20 protein-coding genes are annotated in these 19,620 nt (G+C 60.4%); 6 read left to right on the top strand and 14 right to left on the bottom strand.

Annotated elements, in window-relative coordinates; translation table 11 throughout:
* Nucleotides 1–161: 161 nt before the first annotated feature.
* The 5 genes from AB9K37_RS05195 to AB9K37_RS05215 form a co-directional block, all read right to left on the bottom strand.
* Nucleotides 162–1,073 (bottom strand): 2-hydroxyacid dehydrogenase, encoded by a 912-nt coding sequence (locus AB9K37_RS05195; protein ID WP_369835867.1) that lies wholly within the window; start codon nt 1,071–1,073, stop codon nt 162–164.
* On the bottom strand, nt 1,073–2,446 hold the full coding sequence (locus tag AB9K37_RS05200; RefSeq protein WP_369835868.1) for an aspartate aminotransferase family protein: 1,374 nt from the start codon (nt 2,444–2,446) through the stop codon (nt 1,073–1,075). The genes AB9K37_RS05195 and AB9K37_RS05200 overlap by 1 nt, the downstream gene beginning before the upstream one ends.
* Before the next feature lie 15 nt (nt 2,447–2,461).
* A complete protein-coding gene (locus AB9K37_RS05205; protein ID WP_369835869.1) occupies nt 2,462–3,295 on the bottom strand; it encodes a GNAT family N-acetyltransferase in 834 nt (277 codons plus the stop codon).
* A gap of 129 nt (nt 3,296–3,424) precedes the next feature.
* Complete coding sequence (argE, locus tag AB9K37_RS05210; protein ID WP_369835870.1) at nt 3,425–4,543, bottom strand: acetylornithine deacetylase; 1,119 nt, start codon at nt 4,541–4,543, stop codon at nt 3,425–3,427.
* A gap of 3 nt (nt 4,544–4,546) precedes the next feature.
* The gene (locus tag AB9K37_RS05215; RefSeq protein ID WP_369835871.1) at nt 4,547–4,981 is read right to left on the bottom strand and encodes a cupin domain-containing protein; all 435 of its coding nucleotides are present in this window, start codon (nt 4,979–4,981) and stop codon (nt 4,547–4,549) included.
* A 138-nt stretch (nt 4,982–5,119) separates the two neighbouring features.
* Between AB9K37_RS05215 and AB9K37_RS05220 the strand changes: the two genes are divergently transcribed.
* Nucleotides 5,120–5,785, top strand: coding sequence for a haloacid dehalogenase type II (locus AB9K37_RS05220; RefSeq protein ID WP_369835872.1), 666 nt, complete (start codon nt 5,120–5,122; stop codon nt 5,783–5,785).
* Nucleotides 5,786–5,797: 12 nt separating this feature from the next.
* Nucleotides 5,798–7,087, top strand: a complete 1,290-nt coding sequence (locus tag AB9K37_RS05225; RefSeq protein ID WP_369835873.1) for an NAD(P)/FAD-dependent oxidoreductase — start codon at nt 5,798–5,800, stop codon at nt 7,085–7,087.
* A gap of 31 nt (nt 7,088–7,118) precedes the next feature.
* Here AB9K37_RS05225 and AB9K37_RS05230 read toward each other — a convergent pair whose 3' ends face one another.
* The gene (locus AB9K37_RS05230) at nt 7,119–8,081 is read right to left on the bottom strand and encodes a GNAT family N-acetyltransferase (protein WP_369835874.1); all 963 of its coding nucleotides are present in this window, start codon (nt 8,079–8,081) and stop codon (nt 7,119–7,121) included.
* Between the two features lie 396 nt (nt 8,082–8,477).
* Between AB9K37_RS05230 and AB9K37_RS05235 the strand changes: the two genes are divergently transcribed.
* Together AB9K37_RS05235 and AB9K37_RS05240 are read left to right on the top strand one after the other, a co-directional pair.
* Complete coding sequence (locus AB9K37_RS05235) at nt 8,478–8,960, top strand: CAP domain-containing protein (RefSeq protein ID WP_369835875.1); 483 nt, start codon at nt 8,478–8,480, stop codon at nt 8,958–8,960.
* 103 nt (nt 8,961–9,063) lie between these two features.
* The gene (locus AB9K37_RS05240) at nt 9,064–10,455 is read left to right on the top strand and encodes a glutamine synthetase family protein (protein WP_369835876.1); all 1,392 of its coding nucleotides are present in this window, start codon (nt 9,064–9,066) and stop codon (nt 10,453–10,455) included.
* 9 nt (nt 10,456–10,464) lie between these two features.
* On the opposite strand, the gene AB9K37_RS05245 is transcribed toward AB9K37_RS05240, so the two are convergent.
* Both AB9K37_RS05245 and AB9K37_RS05250 read right to left on the bottom strand, forming a co-directional pair.
* On the bottom strand, nt 10,465–12,111 hold the full coding sequence (locus AB9K37_RS05245; RefSeq protein ID WP_369835877.1) for a U32 family peptidase: 1,647 nt from the start codon (nt 12,109–12,111) through the stop codon (nt 10,465–10,467).
* Between the two features lie 150 nt (nt 12,112–12,261).
* Complete coding sequence (locus AB9K37_RS05250) at nt 12,262–12,750, bottom strand: LysM peptidoglycan-binding domain-containing protein (protein ID WP_369835878.1); 489 nt, start codon at nt 12,748–12,750, stop codon at nt 12,262–12,264.
* Nucleotides 12,751–13,085: 335 nt separating this feature from the next.
* Between AB9K37_RS05250 and AB9K37_RS05255 the strand changes: the two genes are divergently transcribed.
* Nucleotides 13,086–15,107, top strand: a complete 2,022-nt coding sequence (locus AB9K37_RS05255) for a Hint domain-containing protein (RefSeq protein WP_369835879.1) — start codon at nt 13,086–13,088, stop codon at nt 15,105–15,107.
* A 167-nt stretch (nt 15,108–15,274) separates the two neighbouring features.
* Here AB9K37_RS05255 and AB9K37_RS05260 read toward each other — a convergent pair whose 3' ends face one another.
* Nucleotides 15,275–16,198, bottom strand: coding sequence for a LysR family transcriptional regulator (locus tag AB9K37_RS05260; RefSeq protein ID WP_369835880.1), 924 nt, complete (start codon nt 16,196–16,198; stop codon nt 15,275–15,277).
* A gap of 96 nt (nt 16,199–16,294) precedes the next feature.
* Here AB9K37_RS05260 and AB9K37_RS05265 point away from each other — a divergent pair, with 96 nt between their 5' ends.
* Nucleotides 16,295–17,200 carry an NAD-dependent epimerase/dehydratase family protein gene (locus AB9K37_RS05265; protein ID WP_369835881.1) on the top strand — a complete coding sequence of 302 codons (906 nt, stop codon included), beginning with the start codon at nt 16,295–16,297 and terminating at the stop codon, nt 17,198–17,200.
* A gap of 80 nt (nt 17,201–17,280) precedes the next feature.
* Here the strand turns inward: AB9K37_RS05265 and AB9K37_RS05270 are convergent, their stop codons facing one another.
* The 5 genes from AB9K37_RS05270 to AB9K37_RS05290 are packed head-to-tail and all read right to left on the bottom strand — an operon-like array spanning nt 17,281 to nt 19,614.
* Entirely contained in the window at nt 17,281–18,108 is an 828-nt protein-coding gene (locus AB9K37_RS05270) for an SIR2 family protein (protein ID WP_369835882.1), read from the bottom strand.
* Nucleotides 18,109–18,111: 3 nt separating this feature from the next.
* Nucleotides 18,112–18,330 (bottom strand): putative nitrogen fixation protein NifT, encoded by a 219-nt coding sequence (gene nifT, locus AB9K37_RS05275; protein WP_369835883.1) that lies wholly within the window; start codon nt 18,328–18,330, stop codon nt 18,112–18,114.
* A complete protein-coding gene (locus AB9K37_RS05280) occupies nt 18,327–18,668 on the bottom strand; it encodes a nitrogen fixation protein NifZ (protein WP_369835884.1) in 342 nt (113 codons plus the stop codon). The genes nifT and AB9K37_RS05280 overlap by 4 nt, the downstream gene beginning before the upstream one ends.
* A 3-nt stretch (nt 18,669–18,671) precedes the next feature.
* Nucleotides 18,672–19,415 carry a 4Fe4S-binding leucine-rich repeat protein gene (locus AB9K37_RS05285; protein ID WP_369835885.1) on the bottom strand — a complete coding sequence of 248 codons (744 nt, stop codon included), beginning with the start codon at nt 19,413–19,415 and terminating at the stop codon, nt 18,672–18,674.
* Nucleotides 19,416–19,419: 4 nt separating this feature from the next.
* Nucleotides 19,420–19,614: a 4Fe-4S binding protein gene (locus tag AB9K37_RS05290; protein ID WP_369835886.1), complete on the bottom strand. Its 195-nt coding sequence runs from the start codon at nt 19,612–19,614 to the stop codon at nt 19,420–19,422.
* Nucleotides 19,615–19,620: the final 6 nt, after the last annotated feature.

Raw genomic sequence — 19,620 nt, forward strand, 5'->3', positions numbered from 1 at the left:
CCCTTGTTTTACTGACCTATACGCTGGTCTTTCATTTCCCTGTTACACTCAGCTTGGCCTCAAACCCCGCAGGCAAAACGCTTAAAATGTGCGGGGCGGCGGCATATTCTGCTGAACTGGCACGGGACGCGGCATTTCGCACCGCAGCCCGAAAAAGCGTCTCAGTAGCCCCGCGATTGGTCCACCAAACCTGGGATATCATCGCCCGAGCGGAGCGCGCGGATCACGTTGAGCGCGTGTTCTGCACCCTCTGCGTAGTCGGTGACCGAGCCCACATGGGGCGTGATGATCACGCGCGGATCAGTCCAAGCCCAATGGTCAGCGGGCAAGGGTTCTGGATTGGTCACATCCATCATCACGCTGTGGATTTGACCGGAGTCGAGCGCCGATTTCAGCGCTTTCATATCCAGTTGGCCGCCCCGCCCCGCGTGAACCAGCATTGCGCCTGCGGGCAGTTGATTGAACACATCCTGTCCCAGAATACCGCGCGTTTCCTTGGTCAGGGGCAGCAGGCAGACCAGAAAATCGGTGCGCTGCAAGAAAACAGGCAGATCCTCTGCGCCGTACACCTCAATACCGTCCACAGGGGTCCCCGAGCGGCTCCAGCCCGCGACATCAAACCCGAGGCTCGACAGCGTCTGCGCGGTCAAAGCGCCAATCCGCCCCATGCCCATGATCCCCACGCGGCGGCTTTGGCTGGATTGGATGCCTTGGGATTTCCATGTTCCCGTCTTCGCTTGCTCTATGTAAGCGGGCATCTGGCGGTGCAGCATGAGCGTTGCCATAACCACCCAATCGCGGACCATGGGGGCGATGCTGCTCGCGATGGTACGCGTCAGCACAACGCCCTCTGGCATCGGGGGCATGTGATCCACGCCAGCCGCTACGCAGATCACAGCCTTTAGGTTGGGATAAATGCTCAGGTCGGCGGGGGGCTTCCAGCAAGCAATATGAGTGACTTCGGCGGGGTCGGTGACGGCCTCTTCGCCGATAATCATCGGTACGCCCGCAGCGTCGAAGATAGGCTGCCAAACCGCGGCGCGGTCTGGCAGAGAGGTATAGAGCAGCGCCATCAGCGCAGCGCCGCGCGGATTTCGGGATCATCGAGGGTCACGTCCAGCACCTTGCGGGTGCGTTCGATGATCATATCGATTTCCTCTTCGGTGCAGCAGAGCGGCGGCGCGTAGCCAAAGATGCCTTGGGCAAAGGAGCGGACGATCAGCCCATGCTCCCATGCACGGTCAAACAGGCGCGTGGCAGGCTGGACGCTGGCGGGCAGCGGGGTCTTGGCGTCCTTGTCGATCACCAGTTCCACGGCGGCCAGCATTCCGCGACCGCGCACATCACCGACCAGCGGGTGATCCATCAGGCCCTTCAGACCGTCCATCAGACGCGCGCCCATCTTCTCGCCATTCTCCAAGAGGCCGCCTTCGTACAGAGCTAGAACTTCCAGTCCGACAGCCGCCGAAACGGGATGGCCCGAGTAGGTGAAGCCGTGGCCGATCGCCTTGGCCCCTGCCCCATCGCTGAGGGTCTGGTAGACGTGATCCGACATGAACACCGCGCCCATAGGCACGTAGCCAGAGGTGAGGCCTTTGGCTGTGGTCATCAGATCAGGCACGATGCCCTCTTCGGCGCAGGCAAACAGCGGGCCGGTGCGGCCGAAACCGGTGATCACCTCGTCCGCGATGAACAGGACGCCGTATTCGGTGCAGACGTCGCGCATCGCCTTGATCCAGCCCTTGGGCGGCACCAGAACGCCGCCCGAGCCTTGGATCGGCTCCACGTAGAAGGCTGCGACTTTGTCCGCGCCGATGGCTTCGATCTTGGCCCGCAGTTCGGCGACCGAAGCGTCAATGATCGCCTGCGGGTCGGTGCCCACGGGATTGCGATACACATAGTGCGACGAAATCTTGTGCTGCCAAGGATAGGGCAAGCCGAACCCGTCGTGAAACGCGCTCAGCGCGGTCAGGCCGGCCCCGAGCGAGGACGAGCCGTGATATCCATTCTCGACCGAGATGAACTGGTCGCGATCCGGCTGACCTTTGGCGTGCCAGTAGTAGCGGACGAACCGAATGGTACTGTCCACCGCGTCCGACCCGCCCAGAGTGAAATAAACGTGGTTCAGATCACCGGGGGCACGTTCGGCCAGCGCCGCAGCCAGCTTGATCGGCGCCTCTGCCCCCAGATCAAAGTACCCAGTGGCATAGGGCAAACGACGCATTTGTTCGGTTGCGGCCTCGATCACAGACTCCTGCCCATAGCCCGCGTTCACACACCACAGGCCCGCGAAACCGTCGATCAACTCGCGCCCTTCGGCATCAGTGACGCGCGCGCCTTTGGCCGAGGTCAGGACGCGGACGCCGCGTGCCTCGTGGCCCTGAAAGGACGACACGGGGTGGATCAGGTGCTGGCGGTCCAGCTCGACAAGGGAATTGGTCAGCATAATCTTGCTCCGGAATTAGCCGAGTGCCTGAGACACGAGGGCGAAGGTTTTGAAAGGGGTGGGATGGGGCGCGTGAGCGGGCATCTGCATGGCGGTGCCGCCGCCCACGTGGGTCAGACCCAGCGTTTCCATGTGCCCGCCAAGGGCGTCCGAGGTCAGGTCGATCCGCAGGAATTTGCCTTTGACTTGGGTCGCGGCGGCGTCGATCAGGGCGCGGGCGGCGATCGCATCTTCGGCCACCACGGGGCCGACGACCATGCCCCTGCCAAATTCACGCAGCATGGCAAAGCCGCCGGCGGTCGTCAGGACGGTGCCGGTGGCGGCGATCTGTTCCAGCAAGGCATGGCGCGACATACCGGACGCGGCCTGATCGATTTTGGTCAGGTTATGCAGGTCGGCCTTGTCCTTTTTTACAGGCTGTTCGGGGGCACGCGCCTGCGCGATGCCTTGGTACTGGAGGATCTGGCCATGGGCGACAAACCCCAGCTTTTCATACAAAGGCAGGCCATCAGCGGTCGCCACCAGCCGCAGGGTTCTCCCCTGTCCCAGCGCGATGATCGCATCCATGAGGCGGCGGCCAAGGCCGCGTCCACGGCAGGCCTCGTCCACGATGATCATGTTCAGGGTCGCCACGTCGCCGAAATCCGAGCACAGGGCGGTGCCGACAATCTGATCCCCATCCAGCGCCACGACCCCTTGGGCGGTGGTCAGCGTCAGGGCCCAATCCGCGGCGCGGTGAGGCCATCCGGCCTGCTGCGACAGGCGCACGGCCCCATCAATGTGATCGTGACCGAAGGGGGCAAACGTGATCTGCTCAGGCGAAGGGGTGTTCAGGGTGTCCATCGTCATCGGGTCCATTCTGTTCATGGCCAGATTAGGAGGACGCCCACGGCATGATCCGTTTGATGCTGTGGCAGCGCGGCAGTTTGGGCTGCCTATGCCCCGCTTCGCCGCAGAAAATGCCGCTGGTGATTGGGGTTAGGCCGACAGGTGGCGGCCGAGTGCCAGAACCATCTGCGCGGCGGCATCTAGTTCGTGGGTGGTCAGGTATTCCTCTGGCTTGTGCGCGCGGGAGATGTCGCCCGGCCCGCAAATCACCGAGGGGATGCCCGCCTGCTGGAAAAGACCCGCTTCGGTGCCGTAACTGACTGCGCCGATTGAGGAATTTCCCGAAAGGTGTTCGGCGAGTTTGGCCAAGGGGGCCTCTGGGGCGAGGGCTAAAGCGGGATAGGACGAGATGATCTCGGCGGTCACTTCAGGCGTGCAGGATGCGATGATCGGGGCAAGCAGGGTTTCGGGGTCAACACCGGCGATGGCGCGGGCTTCGATCTGGGCCGATGCGTGGTCGGGTATGATGTTGACCGCTTGGCCACCCGCCACCGTCCCGATTTGCAAAGACGAATATGGGGGCGCGAAACGGTCATCGGAGGGGCCGGATTTCAGTGCGTCTGCCTGTTTCGCCGCCGCTAGTAGCACCGGAAGCAGGGCGTGAATCGCGTTTGCCCCCAGGTCAGGGCGAGAACTGTGGCCCGAGACCCCTTTGGCAGTTAGACGCAGGGCGGCTTTGCCTTTGTGCGCCAGCACAGGGGTCATGCCCGACGGCTCGCCCACAAAACAGCCCAAGGGCGCAGCGATCAGGTCAGGAAGGGCGGCAATCAGGTGCGGCACACCTTTGCACCCTGCCTCTTCGTCATAGGACAGGGCGATATGGATGGGCGGGGACAGGGGCATCGCGGCCAGATCGGGGGCCATTGCCAGCACAGCAGCGACATAGCCTTTCATATCGCAGGCCCCGCGCCCGATCAGCCGGTCGCCGTCACGGCGCAGGGTGAACGGATCGGCCAGCCACTCGGGTTCACCCGCAGGAACGACATCCACATGGCCCGACAGGATGTACCCTGGCACCGCAGGATCGCCGATGGTCGCCAGCAGATTATACCGGTCGCCCTCGGGCCCTAGCAGCAGATGATGCGGGATGCCGTGGCCGGTCAGGTAGGCGCTGACAAACTCCATCAGCGCGCCGTTGCCCTGCCCCACCACTGTCGGGAAACCAACCAACCGTTCCAGCATCTGCTCGGGCGTGTACCGATCCGCCATGACTTAGGACGCGATCACAAAGATTTTGCGCAGGGTTTCCAGCGTCTCCCACGTGCCGACAAAGCCGGGCTTCATAATAAAGCTATCGCCAGCGGCAAAGGTATGGCTTTCCCCGCCATCCTCGGTGATCACGCACTTACCCGACAGAATGTGACAGAATTCAAAGGTTTCGCCCTTCATCGAGATGGTCTTGCCCGGAGTCGTCTCCCATATGCCGGTGCGGATTTTTCCCCATTTGGAGGCTTCGGCGATGGCGGTGTCCAGCTCCCATGTTTGGTAGGCAGGGTTGCCCTCGATCAGGCGGTCGGGGGCGGCGGTTGCGCATACGGGGTCAAAGGTCGGCGCGGTGTTTACGGGCAAGAGTTTGGTCATGTCAGGTCCATTCCATTGGTCTGCCGCCAGAGTGCCCTGCCCGCTCCCGTGCCAGTCACCGAACATCGCTCCTTGGCGGCATCCCGTGCCGTGGACCCTCGGGGATACGCAATTTCATGCCACGAAACGGGCAAACGCGGCGCACTGTGCCTAGCTGCCCGCTCCAGACTGACAGCATCCAGAGAACGTCCAAGGACCGCTGACATGACCTTCCGCCCCAAATTCATCACCTTTGACTGCCACGGCACCATGATCCTGTTCGATATGGCCGGAGCCGCGCGCGACCACTATAGCGCGATGCTGACGCCTGCGCAGATGGACACATTCATCGCCGATTTCTCGGCTTACCGTCTGGACGAGGTGCTCGGCGCGTGGAAACCCTATGCCGAGATCGTGCACAACGCGCTGGAGCGGACCTGCAAACGAAACGGCATCCCCTTTGATCCCGCTGTGGCCGAGGACATCTATAACCGCGTGCCGACATGGGGACCGCATGCGGATGTGCCCGCCGGTCTGGCCAAAATCGCGCCGGAAATACCGCTGGTGGCACTGACCAACTCGATGAACGCACAGATCCCGCACAACATCGCGAAGCTTGGGGCGCCAATTGCCCATGTCTTCACTGCCGAAAGCGCGGGCGCTTACAAGCCGCAAATGAAGGCGTTTGAATACATGCTGGATCAACTGGGCTGCGGGCCGGAGGATATTCTGCACGTGTCCTCGAGCTTTCGTTACGATCTGATGACCGCCTACGACATGGGGATCAAGAACAAGGTCTTGGTGAACCGTGGCCACGAGCCTGCGAACCCCTATTTCGGCTACACCGAGATCAAGGATATATCCGAACTGCCCGCCGTTGTGGGCCTGTAAGCGGAGGCCGCTATGAAATACATGTCCTATTGGCATGACACGGCGGCGCCCTTTGCCGCCGCCATACAGGGCCCCGTGGAGGGCAAGGTCGATGTGGCGATCATCGGCGCTGGTTTCACGGGCCTGAGCGCCGCCCGCAAGCTGGCCCGCGAAGGGGTCAGCGTTGCTGTTCTGGAAGCCGACCATGTGGGTGCTGGCGGATCGGGGCGCAACGGGGGGCACCTGAACAACGGGGTCGCCCATGGCTATGCCGATGCCAAGGCGCATCTGGGGGCCGAACAGGCGCACAGGCTGTACCATGCCTATGACCGATCCATCGACATGATCGAGGATGTCATCCGCGAAGAAAACATCGCCTGTGACTTCCGTCGTTCGGGCAAGTTGAAGCTTGCGTCAAAGCCCTCTCACGTGGACGGGCTCAAGGCCAATTTTGACCTGATCCACAAAGAGGTCGACCCCGACACCCGCTGGCTGTCGAAGTCCGATCTGGCGGGCGAAGTGGGCGGCGAAGCCTTTCACGGCGGCATGCTATATGAAAAGTCCGCCATGATGCACATGGGCAAGTATGTGCAGGGTCTGGGGACGAGCGCGGCCCGTCACGGCGCGCAGATTTGGGAGAATGCGCCGGTTACCGCGCGGGACAAAACCGCAACAGGCTGGCGTCTGACCACCACAAAGGGCACAATCGAGGCGGGGCGCGTGATCGCCGCCACGGGTGCCTATGGTGGCCGGATCAAGGGATCGCCCTTGGGCTATTTCCGCCGCCGGATCATCTCGGTCGGGTCCTTCATCATCGCCACCCGCCCCCTGACCCCCGAAGAGATCAAGCAGACCGTGCCGGGGAACCGGACCTATGTGACCTCGATGAATATCGGGAACTACTTCCGCCTGTCGCCGGACAGCCGGCTGATCTTTGGCGGGCGGGCGCGGTTTTCGGCCACGTCGGACCAGCAATCGGACGCTAAATCGGGTGACATACTGCGCGCCAGCATGGAGCGTCTGTTCCCGCACCTCAAGGACATCCAGATCGACTACTGCTGGGGCGGCCTCGTGGGGATGACCCAAGACCGCTATCCCCGCGCGGGCGAGGCGGACGGCATGATCTATGGCATGGGCTATTCCGGCCACGGCGCGCAGATGTCGACCCTGCTGGGGCAATCTCTAGCCGATCTGGCGATGGGACGGACGGACACCAACCCGCTGGCGGGCATGGACTGGCCCACAATTCCCATGCACAGCGGCAAGCCGTGGTTCCTGCCTTTGGTGGGCATGTATTTCGGGCTGAAAGACCGCCTGAGCTGAAACGAAAGGGGCCAGATCGGCCCCTTTTTCTTTACCCCAGCGAATGCGCGGCAAGCCCGTAGGTCAGCGGCCCCTCTTCGGCGCGGCGCTGGCGGCCCAGATACATCTCTGTCACGGTGTCGAACACACCCAGCCCTGCCGCCGCGAGAAACGCTTTGAACGACTCGCTCTGTTGGGGCGTGTCCATGCGGGTGAACTTGCCCTCGCAGGCTTGGATCAAAGGCGCAACAAGTCGCATGGCAGTCGCGTCGTCTTCGGCGACGACAGGCCCGATCAACTCGCCCTTGCCAAAGCTCCGGCGGAGCGCGTAGCCGCACACGGCCCCGCCCCGCTCGGCCACGACGCCGCTTGAAACGGCCAGCAAGGCATCCATAACTTTGGTCCGAGTTGCGCCATAGGCGTGGGCGTCCAGCGCCATCAGCGCGGCGCGATCCTCTGGTTCCAGTCGGCGAATGGTCAGGCCAGACAACGGCTCTGGCGCGCGGAACGGGCGGGCGATCCCTTGGTGCTGCCAAATCAGGCCAACAGGGTCAAATCCCGCCGCCACATAGAGCCGATAGCCCGAACGCGTCGCACTTAGCCGCAGATCGCGTCCTGCGCAGTCCTGCATGATGTGTTGAAGCAGGCGGCGACCCGCCCCAAGGGATTGCAAACGCGGTGTGGTGACCATCATCCCGAGCATCGCGAAATTATCTGCGACAGGGAAATACATCGACGAGCCCAAGGGGCGCCCGATCGCGTCCAACGCGATATACCCTTGGCCCAGATCGATAAACAGCTCCAGATCGCGGGGACGATGGGGCCAGAACACGCCGACGGACAGCTCGTGCAACAGCCCGACGCGCGACCGATCCACCGGTTCGACCATCGCTGAGAACGTGTCAAGCACCAGCTCAGCCTCTTCGGGCAAGGGAGCCCCCGCCATAAACGCCGTCTGACGCTCTTCCGATGGGGTCACGGGGCTGGCGGGTTGCGAGTCCGTTGCGGGCATCATTGGTAATCGTATCCGTCTTTTGTTCGTGTCACGGGTGTCATAGGTGGCCGTCCGCGATGGGGCTTTGCCAGTATGGCGCGGTTCCAAAGGCGTTTTCTACCGAATACCGGCGCGCTCCGACAGATTATGCCGCTGCCAATTGGGATCGGCTTTGCGATCGTCCGGCGAAATTTGACCTGCGCGATAAGTGAAGAGTTCGTCATTTCGCCAAAGGGCATACCGGTCTCAGGGCTTTATTTCCGCACCGCCAACGTGATGCGCAGATCGCCAGTGCCTCAGGCAATGATGGCTTTGACAGCCTCACTGGCAGGAAGCCGCCGGACACGGAGGCTTTACACCCCATCGCAATCAGGCCGTGTATAGTGCCAAAGTCTGCTCCGTTCCAAAGGTCTATGAATGTTCCGCTCTGCCCTCTGCGCTTTGGCCGCGATTTCTATCTCTGCCTGTGTCGCAACCCCGCCATTGCCAAGCGAAACCGCCCCCACAGCCGCAACGCCTGCCGCCTCTGCCAGCAACGACGCTCAAATCATGTCCCTGATTAATGCAGAGCGCGCCAAGCTCGGGCGCCCTGCCCTGACGCCGGATGTGCATCTATCCAAGATTGCCCGCGAACACGCGGCACTCATGGTCCGAAATGACTTTTTCAGCCACGACGTGCCCGGTGGACTGACCTACGAACAGCGTATGGCCGCCGCGGGCTATGATGACAGCAATCACGGGGAAAACATATCTTATGGTCGGCAGGATCCGAGTTATACGGTGGCGGACTGGATGGACTCGCGGCTGCACCGAAACAACATCCTGGACCGGAAGTTCGAGAAGATTGGCGTTGGATCGGCGCGGCCCTACTACTACGTCACCATTTTCTCTGATCGCTAACAGGCCCGCATTTCGCGCTTTTCAATCGGTCCCGTTTTCTATTTGATCAAATTCCGTAGCGGGCGAAAGTGCACCGCATTCCATTGATCAAGCGGGACCTCTCATGACCCAGCCCTGCCCTTCCGGCGCGACCCTGACTGAAGCCGAAGATTTTCTGAAAGCTCACCCAGAGGTCGAAGCGGTCGATATCGTGCTGCACGACTCCAACGGGATCGGACGCGGCAAGATCATCCGGCGGCACGAACTGCTGGCTCTGTACAGATCGGGTCGGCATATCCCGATCTCGATCCTTGGTCTGGATATCTGCAGCGAGGACGTGCACGAAACGGGACTTTGCTGGGATCACGGCGACGGCGATTTGCGCGCGTGGCCCATTCCCGGATCGCTGAAGCTGCTGCACAACACCCAGCCCGCCCGCGCCGAGGTGCTGCTGTCGATGTACGAACTTGATGGCCGTCCGATGGGATCGGACCCGCGCCACGCGATGCAGCGGCAGGTCGATGCCTTTGCCGCGCGCGGCCTGAAACCGGCGGGCGCATTCGAGCTGGAATTCTTTTTGCTGGCAAACGAGCGGGACGCTGATGGCAGGGTGAAGCCCGCGAGCGACGTGCTGGATGGCCGCGCTCCGACTTACCGCACAGATGTCTATTCCGTGGACCACCTACAAGGCATGTTGCCCCTGTTCAACGACATCTATGCGGGCGCTGCAAAGGCGGGGATCAATGCGGAAACCGTAATCTCTGAATTTGCGCCCGGTCAGTACGAGCTGACCCTGAACTACCGCGAAGACATCATGCAGGCCGCCGATGATCTGGTGCGCCTGAAACGAATCGTCCGGCAGCAGGCCCGCGCACATGGGGTCACGGCGTGTTTCATGGCCAAACCGATCGAGGAGCATCCCGGATCGGGAATGCATTTCCACGTCTCAGTGCAGGACGAGACCGGTCGCAATATCTTTGCCGAAGAGGCTGGCGCGGGTTGGACCGACACGCTGCTGCATGCGCTTGGCGGGCTGCGGCAAACCATGGGCGAGTCCATGTTGGTCTTTGCCCCGCACCTGAATTCGTGGCGACGCTTTGCCAATCAGAGCTATGCGCCGGTGAACACTGCTTGGGGGGTGAACAACCGATCCGTGGCCCTGCGTGTGCCCGAGGGTGATCTGAAATCCCGCCGGATCGAGCATCGCCCCGCTGGCGTGGACGCCAATCCCTATTTGGTGGGCGCGACTGTTCTGGCGGGCATTCTGCACGGGCTGGACAACCAGATCGACCCCGGCCCGCAGACCAAAGGCAACGCCTACGAGACCGAGGATCGCGCCAACATCCCTCGCGACTGGCGCGAGGCGATCGAGGCCGCCAAGGCTTCAGAGTTCCTTCAGACAGCCCTTGGTGCGGACATGCACCGCACTTTTACCGAGGTGAAGGCCGCAGAATACGCCCGCGTGGCGCGGACGATCAGCAACGTGGATTTCGACCTGTATCTGCACTCGATCTGACGGGAACCCTTAGGCCAAGGGCTCGCGCATATCGCGGTCCAGCATTTCGCCGTGTTTCTTCTGCTTCAGCAGTTCGCGGGCCTTGGCGTATTCGGGATCGTTCCAGAACATCAGGCACCCGTTGCACCCGCGCCCGCAGCAGCCCTCGACGCCCTTGCGAGAGGTCCGCGCGCGTTTCTCCATCGCGTCCGAGCCAATGGCCTCTTGCAACTTGCCGACCTGAGACTTGTACGCCCCTTCGCGGGCTGTCTCCCCAAGTTCAATGCGCTGCGCGGTCTTGTCCAGCTTGAGGCGGCGCCAGTCTTCGTCCAATAGCATCGACTCTTTGCGGACGATAGTGAAGGCAGGGAAGTTTCGGCGGACGGTTTCGGGATCTTCGTGATCGAACGCACTGTAGGGGATAAAGATCACGTCCTGACGGCTGCCAAAGACGCTCTCCACCGGTTTTTCGGGGCTCTTGATCGTGGTGTATTCATAGAGGCGCAGCAGCACCGGTTCCGCGCGGCTGTCAGGCGGCAGGAATTCCATGACATCGCCCGCGTCCAGACGGCTGCGAACCTCTAGCACCAAGCCATCCTCGCGGGCCTCGCGCACGATGCCGGCGTATTCCCACGGGGCCATCGCCTTGGTGTGTTCGTAGTTGTGGGCGTAGTTCTGCAAGCGCCCCTCGTGGAAGGCAATGGTGTAGCCGCGACTGCCTGCGCCCTCTAGCTCGCGCATGTATTCGTCGGGGCGCCAGCCTTCGGGATCGCGATAATAGTCGTCGATGGCACGGCGATAGGCGCGGGCCACGGTGGCAACGTAATAGGGGCTCTTGTTCCGGCCTTCGACCTTCAGGCTATCCACACCGATCCGCAGCAGGTCGTTCAGCTTGGGCATCAGGCACATATCTTTGGAGTTCAGGATGTACGAGCCGCGAATATCCTCTTCGATGGGCATCAGCTCGCCCGGACGTGCGCCCTCTTCCAGCACCCATTCGAAAAGCTTGCTGTTGTTTTCGTCCAGCTCCAGTTCCTTGATGGTGCCGTCCTTGAGGCGCAGGTGTACCTTGTACTGCCAACGGCAGGAGTTGGCGCAGTTCCCTTGGTTCGCGCCCCGCTCTGCCATAAAGTTCGACAGCAGGCAGCGCCCCGAATACGTCATGCACATCGCCCCGTGGACGAAGCTCTCCAACCGTATATCGGGGCAGTTCTCGCGGATCTCTGCCATCTCGGCAAAGGTCACCTCGCGGGCCAGCACCACCAGATCAGCGCCTTGATCCTTCCAGAAATCCACGGTTAGGGAGGAACACACGTTCGCTTGGGTTGAAATGTGCAGGTTGATGCCGGGCGCGTGCTTGCGGACGTAATGGAACACTCCCGGATCAGCGATGATCACGCCGTCGGGCTGGATGTCTTTCAGCGTTTCCACATACTCGGCCAGCTTGGGGATGTCTTTGTTGTGGGTAAATAGGTTCAGCGTCAGATACACCCGCACCCCATGCTGGCGGGCAAAGGCGACGCCTTCTTTGATCTCTTCCAAAGAAAACTTGGACTTGGTGCGCAGGGACATATCGGGCGTGCCCAAATACACCGCATCGGCTCCATAGAGGACGGCGACTTTCAGACGCTCCAGCGATCCTGCGGGCATCAAGAGTTCGGAACGGCGGTCGGTCATGGCAAGGGTCTCGTGCTGGTCGCCGCCAATAGAGACTTCGCCAACCTGAAATGGTCAGCGCCAGAACATGGCGGCGCGGGCTGGATTTGGGAATTGCCGTTCCCTTAGCGAAATTGCCCCCCGAGCGCCAGACATTCCTCAGGCCTGCGGTCAGATGTCATTGCGTGGGATGCGCAGCACCTGCCCTGCAAAGATTTCATTCACATCGTCAAGGATGTCCTGATTGGCCGCAAAGATCGGACCGTAGTCCGGTGTGCCGTACATCTGCTGCGCTATGCCGATCAAAGTATCGCCGGACTGAACCGTATAGGGTTGCCACCCCGTATATCCCGGCAGGATGAGCGGACCGTATAGAATGGGCATTGTCACCGACGGGCCATTCTCGTTCCCTGTGTCATCAGCGAGTGTCAGTATCAGGCGTGGCAGCTTAAAGGCCTTGTCCTCTGGCACAGAGACCGAATCCTGAAACTGCTTCAACCCCACCGAGCCGACTTGGATGTGGGTGACATGCTCGTCGTGGCCTTCTGTCAGGCGAACGGACAACGTACCCTCAAAGGCTGCGGCCATACCGGAAATCAGGATCGTGCTGTCCACGAGGTCGTATGGTTGGGGCTGCTGAATATCGAGTGTCACGACCATAAAATTCTAACTCCGGTTAGGGAAACCTAAAAAACAACCTATCCGTGTATCCTGTACGATTCCCCGCATTATTGGAAGAAAACTCTGATTCACATCTTCTCCCAAAAGCAATTCTACAATTGCAACAATCAACCCAAGCGAAACTTATACTCTTTTAGTTACATACGTGCGGATATAATTAAAAACTATCGTTAAATACCAAAGATATAATTGGCTTGATCTTTCGATCTTTGGCGTTCCATTGCGGATAAGTCACGTAATTATAACTTAATAACGCCTCAATCAGACCCTAGATTGCGGGACACAACTTTGCCCGAGTTAAGTTCGAGAGTGCTATGCCGATATCTTCTACGTTCCAGGTTCTCTACCTAGGCCAACTGTCGCTGATCGACACTGTTCAAGGCGATGAGACCGCGGAAAATGCTGCGGGCATTCTGGGGTCATACTATGATAGCGGCAATCCCGCTTATGATCACACACATCAACTTACCGCAGATCGCCTGAGTGAAGACGACAACGACACCTACGATGTCGACAACGGCGGCGGCCACGATCGGTTTCGAATAGACGGTGGTAGTCCGCGCGATTTTGATGCTGTTGCTGAGTACAGCATTACGCTGACCTACCTCGATGGAACGACAGCGAATATTACCGCTTATGTCTTCCAAGATACCAACGGTCATACCTATCTCGCGCCCGAAACGTCGAACAACTCTGATCAACAAGCGCTAACCGCCAAACCGATTGAGTCGCTGAGCCTGAATTCAGTCACCCGAAACACCGGCGACAACAACGGCGACCTCCATGGGTACCGCGAAGACCAAAATTTTGCTGGCCCTGTCGACGGGACATCGGGCAACGACAACATGGGTTTTGGCTATGTCGATGCCGAAGGACATGCAATCGATGACAACAGCAACGTCATCTACGGCAATGACGGAAACGATACGATCGATGGCGCCGGAGGCAACGACTCGATCGATGGTGGAACCGGCGACGATACCATTTACGGGGGGACCGGCGCGGACACCATCGACGGTGGCATCGGTGCGGACTCTATTCGCGCTGGCGACGAAGACGACCTGATTTACGGTGGCGATGGCAACGACACCATCTACTACGGCGATGGCAACGACACCGTCTACGGCGGCGCGGGCAATGACCTTATCGATGACGTCGAGTTCGATCACCTCATGGGTGAGGCTCTGATTTATGGCGGAGACGGTGATGATACCGTCTGGTCGGGCGCTGCTTCGGAAACGATCCATGGCGACGCAGGAAACGACGAAATCCATGCCGAAGAAGGTGACGACTTCCTGTATGGTGGCGAAGGGGTGGACGTCCTCTGGGGCGAACAGGGCAATGACTATATCTCCGGCGATGGCGGGAGCGACTACCTCATTGGTGGCGAAGGAAACGACACGCTCGATGGGGGTACGGGGAACGACAGCCTATATGGCCTGACTGGCAACGATAGCCTGATCGGTGGCGACGGCGACGACTACTTCTACTATGTGCCCGGCGATGGCTTGGACACGATTGCCGATTTCAACTTCGGCAACACCGGTTCGATTTCGGACGGGATCAACACCAACAACGACTTCATCGACCTGTCATCCTACTATGACTCGATGAACGAGTTGCGGGCTGACTGGTTGGATGACGGCATCCTCAACCAGTCGAACGCCGCCGACTACTCGAACAACACACAGTTCGCTGGCGGGGACGGTATCGTCTTCGAAGGCGCGACGATCAGTGACTTCACGACAGACACAACCGGTGTCGTCTGCTTTACCGACGGCACGATGATCCACACCGCCAAAGGCAACCGGCCGATCGAGGAGCTGAAAATTGGTGACTTGGTGCACACTGTCGATCGCGGGCTGCAGCCCATCAAGTGGATCGGGGCATCGCATTACACCGAACAAGACATGATCGAGAACCCCAAGCTGCGCCCGATTGTGGTAAATGCCCGGGTGTTCGGTTCGGATCGTGATCTGGTGGTCTCTCGTCAACACGCATTCCTGCTACCCGAGCAGGATAGGCTGGTTCGCGCGATCCAGATGGTCAAGGCGGATGTGGCCGGCGTGCGCGTTGCCAAGGGCCGCAAGCGCGTCACCTACTACCACATCATGTTCGAACGTCACGAACTGATCTACGCCGAAGGCATCGCCACAGAAAGCATGTATCCCGGACCGCAAGCGCTGCGGGCTTTGTGCACCGAAGCCATTGATGATCTTCTCTCTGTCTTCCCTCAGTTCACAATGATCGGCTCATTGGCCGAAGCGGAACTGGCCTATGGGCCAACCGCCCGAAGGATGCTGGACACGGCGGACCTGAGAGCTGCGGCCGCATAAAAAAGGAAACCGGCTCCCCCCGTACGCGGCAGGTCTCTGAGGCGCTTTGCTCTCGACAATTGTCGTGTCCGCGGCTGTTGGGTGGCTCCAACCAAAAGGCAAAGCCGACGTCGGGCCCGAAGTTGACCTTTCGTCTGTTGCCATCAATACCTCGGAACGCTTCCAATCTATTCTGAACCAGGGCTGCTTTTTGCCGCTCGGATGTGCATCAGCATCGCCCGCTCTAGTGCCTGCCAAACGCAGTCGACGCGCGGCGTGTGTCGCAGAACCTCTGGCGCAGTAAGCCAGACTGGCAGCCCCGGCGTCTGCACCTCTGGCAACAGGCGCTCCAGTTGATCCTCTTCGCGGACAAGGCTCACCTGCCCAAAGCCGATGCCACAGCCCGCGCGCACCATCTCCCAGTAGACGGACTGGTTGTCGGTCCGCAGCACAAAGCTGTCCCGCGTTGCCTCAACCCCAAGGGCACGCATCCCTCTGAGCAAAAGGTCACTTCGATCATAGCCGATCAGATCGTGATGCTTCAGATCTGACAAATGCGTCGGACGACCTTTCCGCGCAAGGTAGCTTTGGGCGGCGAAAATCCCGATGGGAAGGTCGCCAAGATGGCGGGTGATCATATCCAACTGTTTGGGCCTGTACATTCGCAGCGCGACATCCGCCTCGCGAAAGAGCAGGTTTTCGGTCCGGTCCGACGGCACCAAATCAACATGAAGAAGCGGCGCCGTTTCACGCAGCTCCGCCAAGGCGGCGGGCAAGACATAATGCGAGATCGCCACCGATGCCGTTATCCGCACAGTGCCGGACAGCCCCGGATCGGCGCCCGCAGCCGCAAGGCGCATTTGTGCGGCTGCCTCTGCCATCTTGATTGCGTGGGGCAGCAGTGTCCGCCCTGCTTGCGTGATCGCAAGACCTCTGGGTTGTCGGAAAAATAGCTCCACGCCCAGCGCCTTTTCCAGCGCATGAACCTGACGCCCCACCGTCGGTTGCGAGCTGCCCAACGCCCGTGCCGCGCCGGACAAAGATCCAGTCCGAGCAACACATGCGAACACCTTGAGCAGGGTCCAGTCCAGATCCTCAAATGGCACATCCATTCACCAATGAATACCTGATCTCTAGATTCTGGCAATTTTTATATCTCTATGAATGCCTCAAAATTCTATCAGGAGTTGAAAACGAGGAGTTTTGAAATGACTGGCACAGTTCTCATCCTTGGCGCTAGCGGCAAGATCGGCCGTCATGCTCACAAGGCGTTCAATGCGGCGGGTTGGACCGTACGGCTCTATGATCGCAAGGCCCGCGATATGACAGCCCAAGCCAAAAGCGCGGATGTCATCGTAAACGGCCTAAACCCGCCAAACTACCACAACTGGGCCGAGCTCATCCCTGAAATCACCGCGGATGTAATTGCTGCGGCGCGGGCAAACGAGGCCACCGTGATCATTCCAGGCAACCTATATGTTTTTGGTGACAGGCCGGGGCTGTGGGACGAGGCCACGCCGCACCGCCCCGTCAGTCGCAAAGGTCACATCCGCGAGGAAATGGAGCGCGCCTATGAGTCTGCAGGCATCCAGACGATTATACTGCGGGCCGGAGATTTCATCTCGGCGACCGCTGGCGATGACGATCTGATGGGGATCGTCCATCTTCGTGCCATTCGCAAGGGCGTGGTCACAGCGCTCGGGGCGCCGGATGTCATGCACGCCTATACCTATCTGCCAGATTGGGCCAATTGCGCAGTTCGGCTGGCTGAGATGCGCGCACAGCTGCCCGCTTGGACGGACCTGTGCTGCGGCGGCATGAATTTTACGATCTCGGACCTTGCCCGAGCTCTAGAAACCGCGACGGGCCGCAACCTGAGCGTCAAGGAATTCGCGTGGTGGCAAATGCGTCTGGCCGCACCTGTCTGGGAATTGGCACGCGAGCTCTTGGAAATGCGGTATTTGTGGCAGACACCCCATCGCCTTGGGTCCGAACGTTTGGCCAAGCAGCTGCCTGATTTTCATTGCACAGATATTCAGAAGGTTATGACGGCAGGCCTACCTGCGGACATGCACAGGCCGGATTACCCCCAGAATGCGGCGGTGACGTTGTGACCGACCAACCACACAAGGTAGATCAGCGCGACATGCAAACCTTGATCCCGACTTCAATCGGGATCAACAGACTTCGCGCATCAGCCCTCTGGCACGGTCAGCGCCTCTGACATGGCAGAGGCTGGCAAGTCGAGCCGCGTGATCCCTAATTCTTCCATGAACCTCTGTTCCATGCGTGTCAGAGGGCCATCAATCAGGGCGATATGGCCCGACGACGACCGCTTTACAATCTGGCGCGCAAAGGTCCGAAGCATCTGATCGTCGAACCGGCACCCCACGAACAGGAATGGCCGACCGGTCCGGCGCATCTGGACTTCTTCGGGAATCGGGCGCTGGATGTCGATTTCGGTCAGGACTTCAACGTAGTCGCTATCTGACAGCAAGAAGCTGGAGCCTTTGGCAGCGCGGCCATGGGGCTTGTAGACCAGCGTGTCCCACGCGGGATCCGGCGCGTCGATTTCGCTTCCCGCGCTATCATAGGTTCGCGTGAAGATGTCGATCCACTCCCCATTGCGGCTCACCCCTTGGACAAGGCCCCAATTTCCCGGTTTCATCGCGTCCAACAGACCATCATCGTACCAGACATCTACAACCAAGGGCGGCTTGATGCGCGCGATCCAGTCATAGATCGGGTTCGCCCCTGCTCCGCTGTCCGCAAAGGCGCGCTGGACAATGTCATTCAGGGTCGCGCGGAATTTGCGGCTTTCGACATATTGCGCAACGGACCACATGTTGCCCGAGGCGCGGCGGGGCGCGCGCACCTCTGCCTCGATCTTGGCACACAGGGCTTCGGGCGTGGTCGGTGCGCTGCCGCCCGACAAGGCCGATACGCCCGGCCCCAGATAGGCGACGCGTTTGCCGCCTGCGACTTCGTTCATGGCTTCTTCTAGGATATCTAGATCAGACATGGCTCAATCCTCTTCTGCGGTGGTCAGGCGGCGGGCCTCGACGGTGATGGGCAGCTTGGGATCCTCGTCAAATTCAGGCATGGCAAAGACCCACCCGTTCGCCAGCTTGGCCCAACCGCCCCAAAGTTCGGGCTTTTCCATCTCGACGATCATCTCTTCGAGGTCCTTTTTGGGCACATAGGCCTCGAGGCCCTTGGGGGTTCTGCGGATCATGACCTTCATTGGGCGGGTTCCTTTTCGGGGCGGGTAACGATGTGGGATTGCAAATCACTGCTGCCGGTCAGGCGGGTGCGATCGGGGTCGGCCGGAGTCAATTCGCGTTCGCGCATTCCGACGATGCTGCCGCGTCCCACGAAATCGACCGCGTAGATGTAAAACTGCTGCAAAAAGACGCCGATATCGCGCACATAGCCTTCGTCGCCCTTGCGGACCACGGTCTCACCGATCTCTTTGCCGGCCATAGTGCCGTCGTTCTTGACGTTTTTCTTGGAGATCACCTTGTCTCCCGGCGCGAAGGCCGGATCACGGTAGACCTCGATTTCACGGTCGTCTGTGGACATGGGTCAAACTCCTTCTTTCAACTGTTGGAGACGCAGAGCGGCGGTCTCTCGGATGATGTCTTCGGGGTCGTTCAACAGGGCTTGGGCATCCTCTGCACTGCCCTCTTCGGCGGCAACGTGGCGCACGCGCAGATCTGCATCCCCGACAAACAGGCTGGGGCGGCGCAGCGCAGCCTCGCGGCGCACCAGAGGGTCCGGATCATTACGGAAACGGTCCAGCCAACGCTCCCCGATGCGGCGAGCCACGATGCGGCGGATTTCAGGATCCTCGTCGGGGATCATCACCGGAAGCATCCCAGACTCTGCCCGGCGCGCCACGATTGACCGCACATAGCTGTCCTCGTCCGAGCACATGGGCAAAAGCCGGTCCAAAGGCAGCCTGTGAGCCACGGCGATCCGCACGCGGCGGTCGGGATCCTTGATCTTGCGCTCGGCATGTCGGCGCGGCAGGCGCAGGATCGCCATGGCTCGCACACCTGCATCCTGATCCGTCAAGAGCCGAGCTAACCGAAAGACCGAGGCCACCCGCGCGGCATTCATCCGCGTCTCAAAATAGGGATGGCTCAGACATTCGTCCGCATGGTCTGGGTTGAGCAAAAAGAATCGCTCGATCCGCTTGGCGTACCGGTCATGAGCACAGGCCCATCCCTGCCCGCATTGCCCCCGATCCAACAGATCGCGGTAGCGGCAGGCGGCGCAGTCCAGCGCGTTGCCCTGCCAGTCGACCGGTGCGGGACCTTCGGGCATCGGATCAAGCCGGAACGCAGGTTTCGGGCACCGGACAGACCTCGGCGCATTGGGGGTTGTCGTAGCTGCCCTTGCATTCGGTGCAGAGCTCTGGGTCGATAATATAGGTGTCGCTTTCGAACTTGATCGCAGCGTTGGGGCATTCGAATTCGCAGGCACCGCACACGGTGCAATTGGACTGGATAATCTGAAGGGCCATGCGGGT

Origin of the sequence: Donghicola sp. XS_ASV15 (assembly GCF_041224595.1) — a bacterium.
Taxonomy (GTDB): domain Bacteria; phylum Pseudomonadota; class Alphaproteobacteria; order Rhodobacterales; family Rhodobacteraceae; genus Donghicola.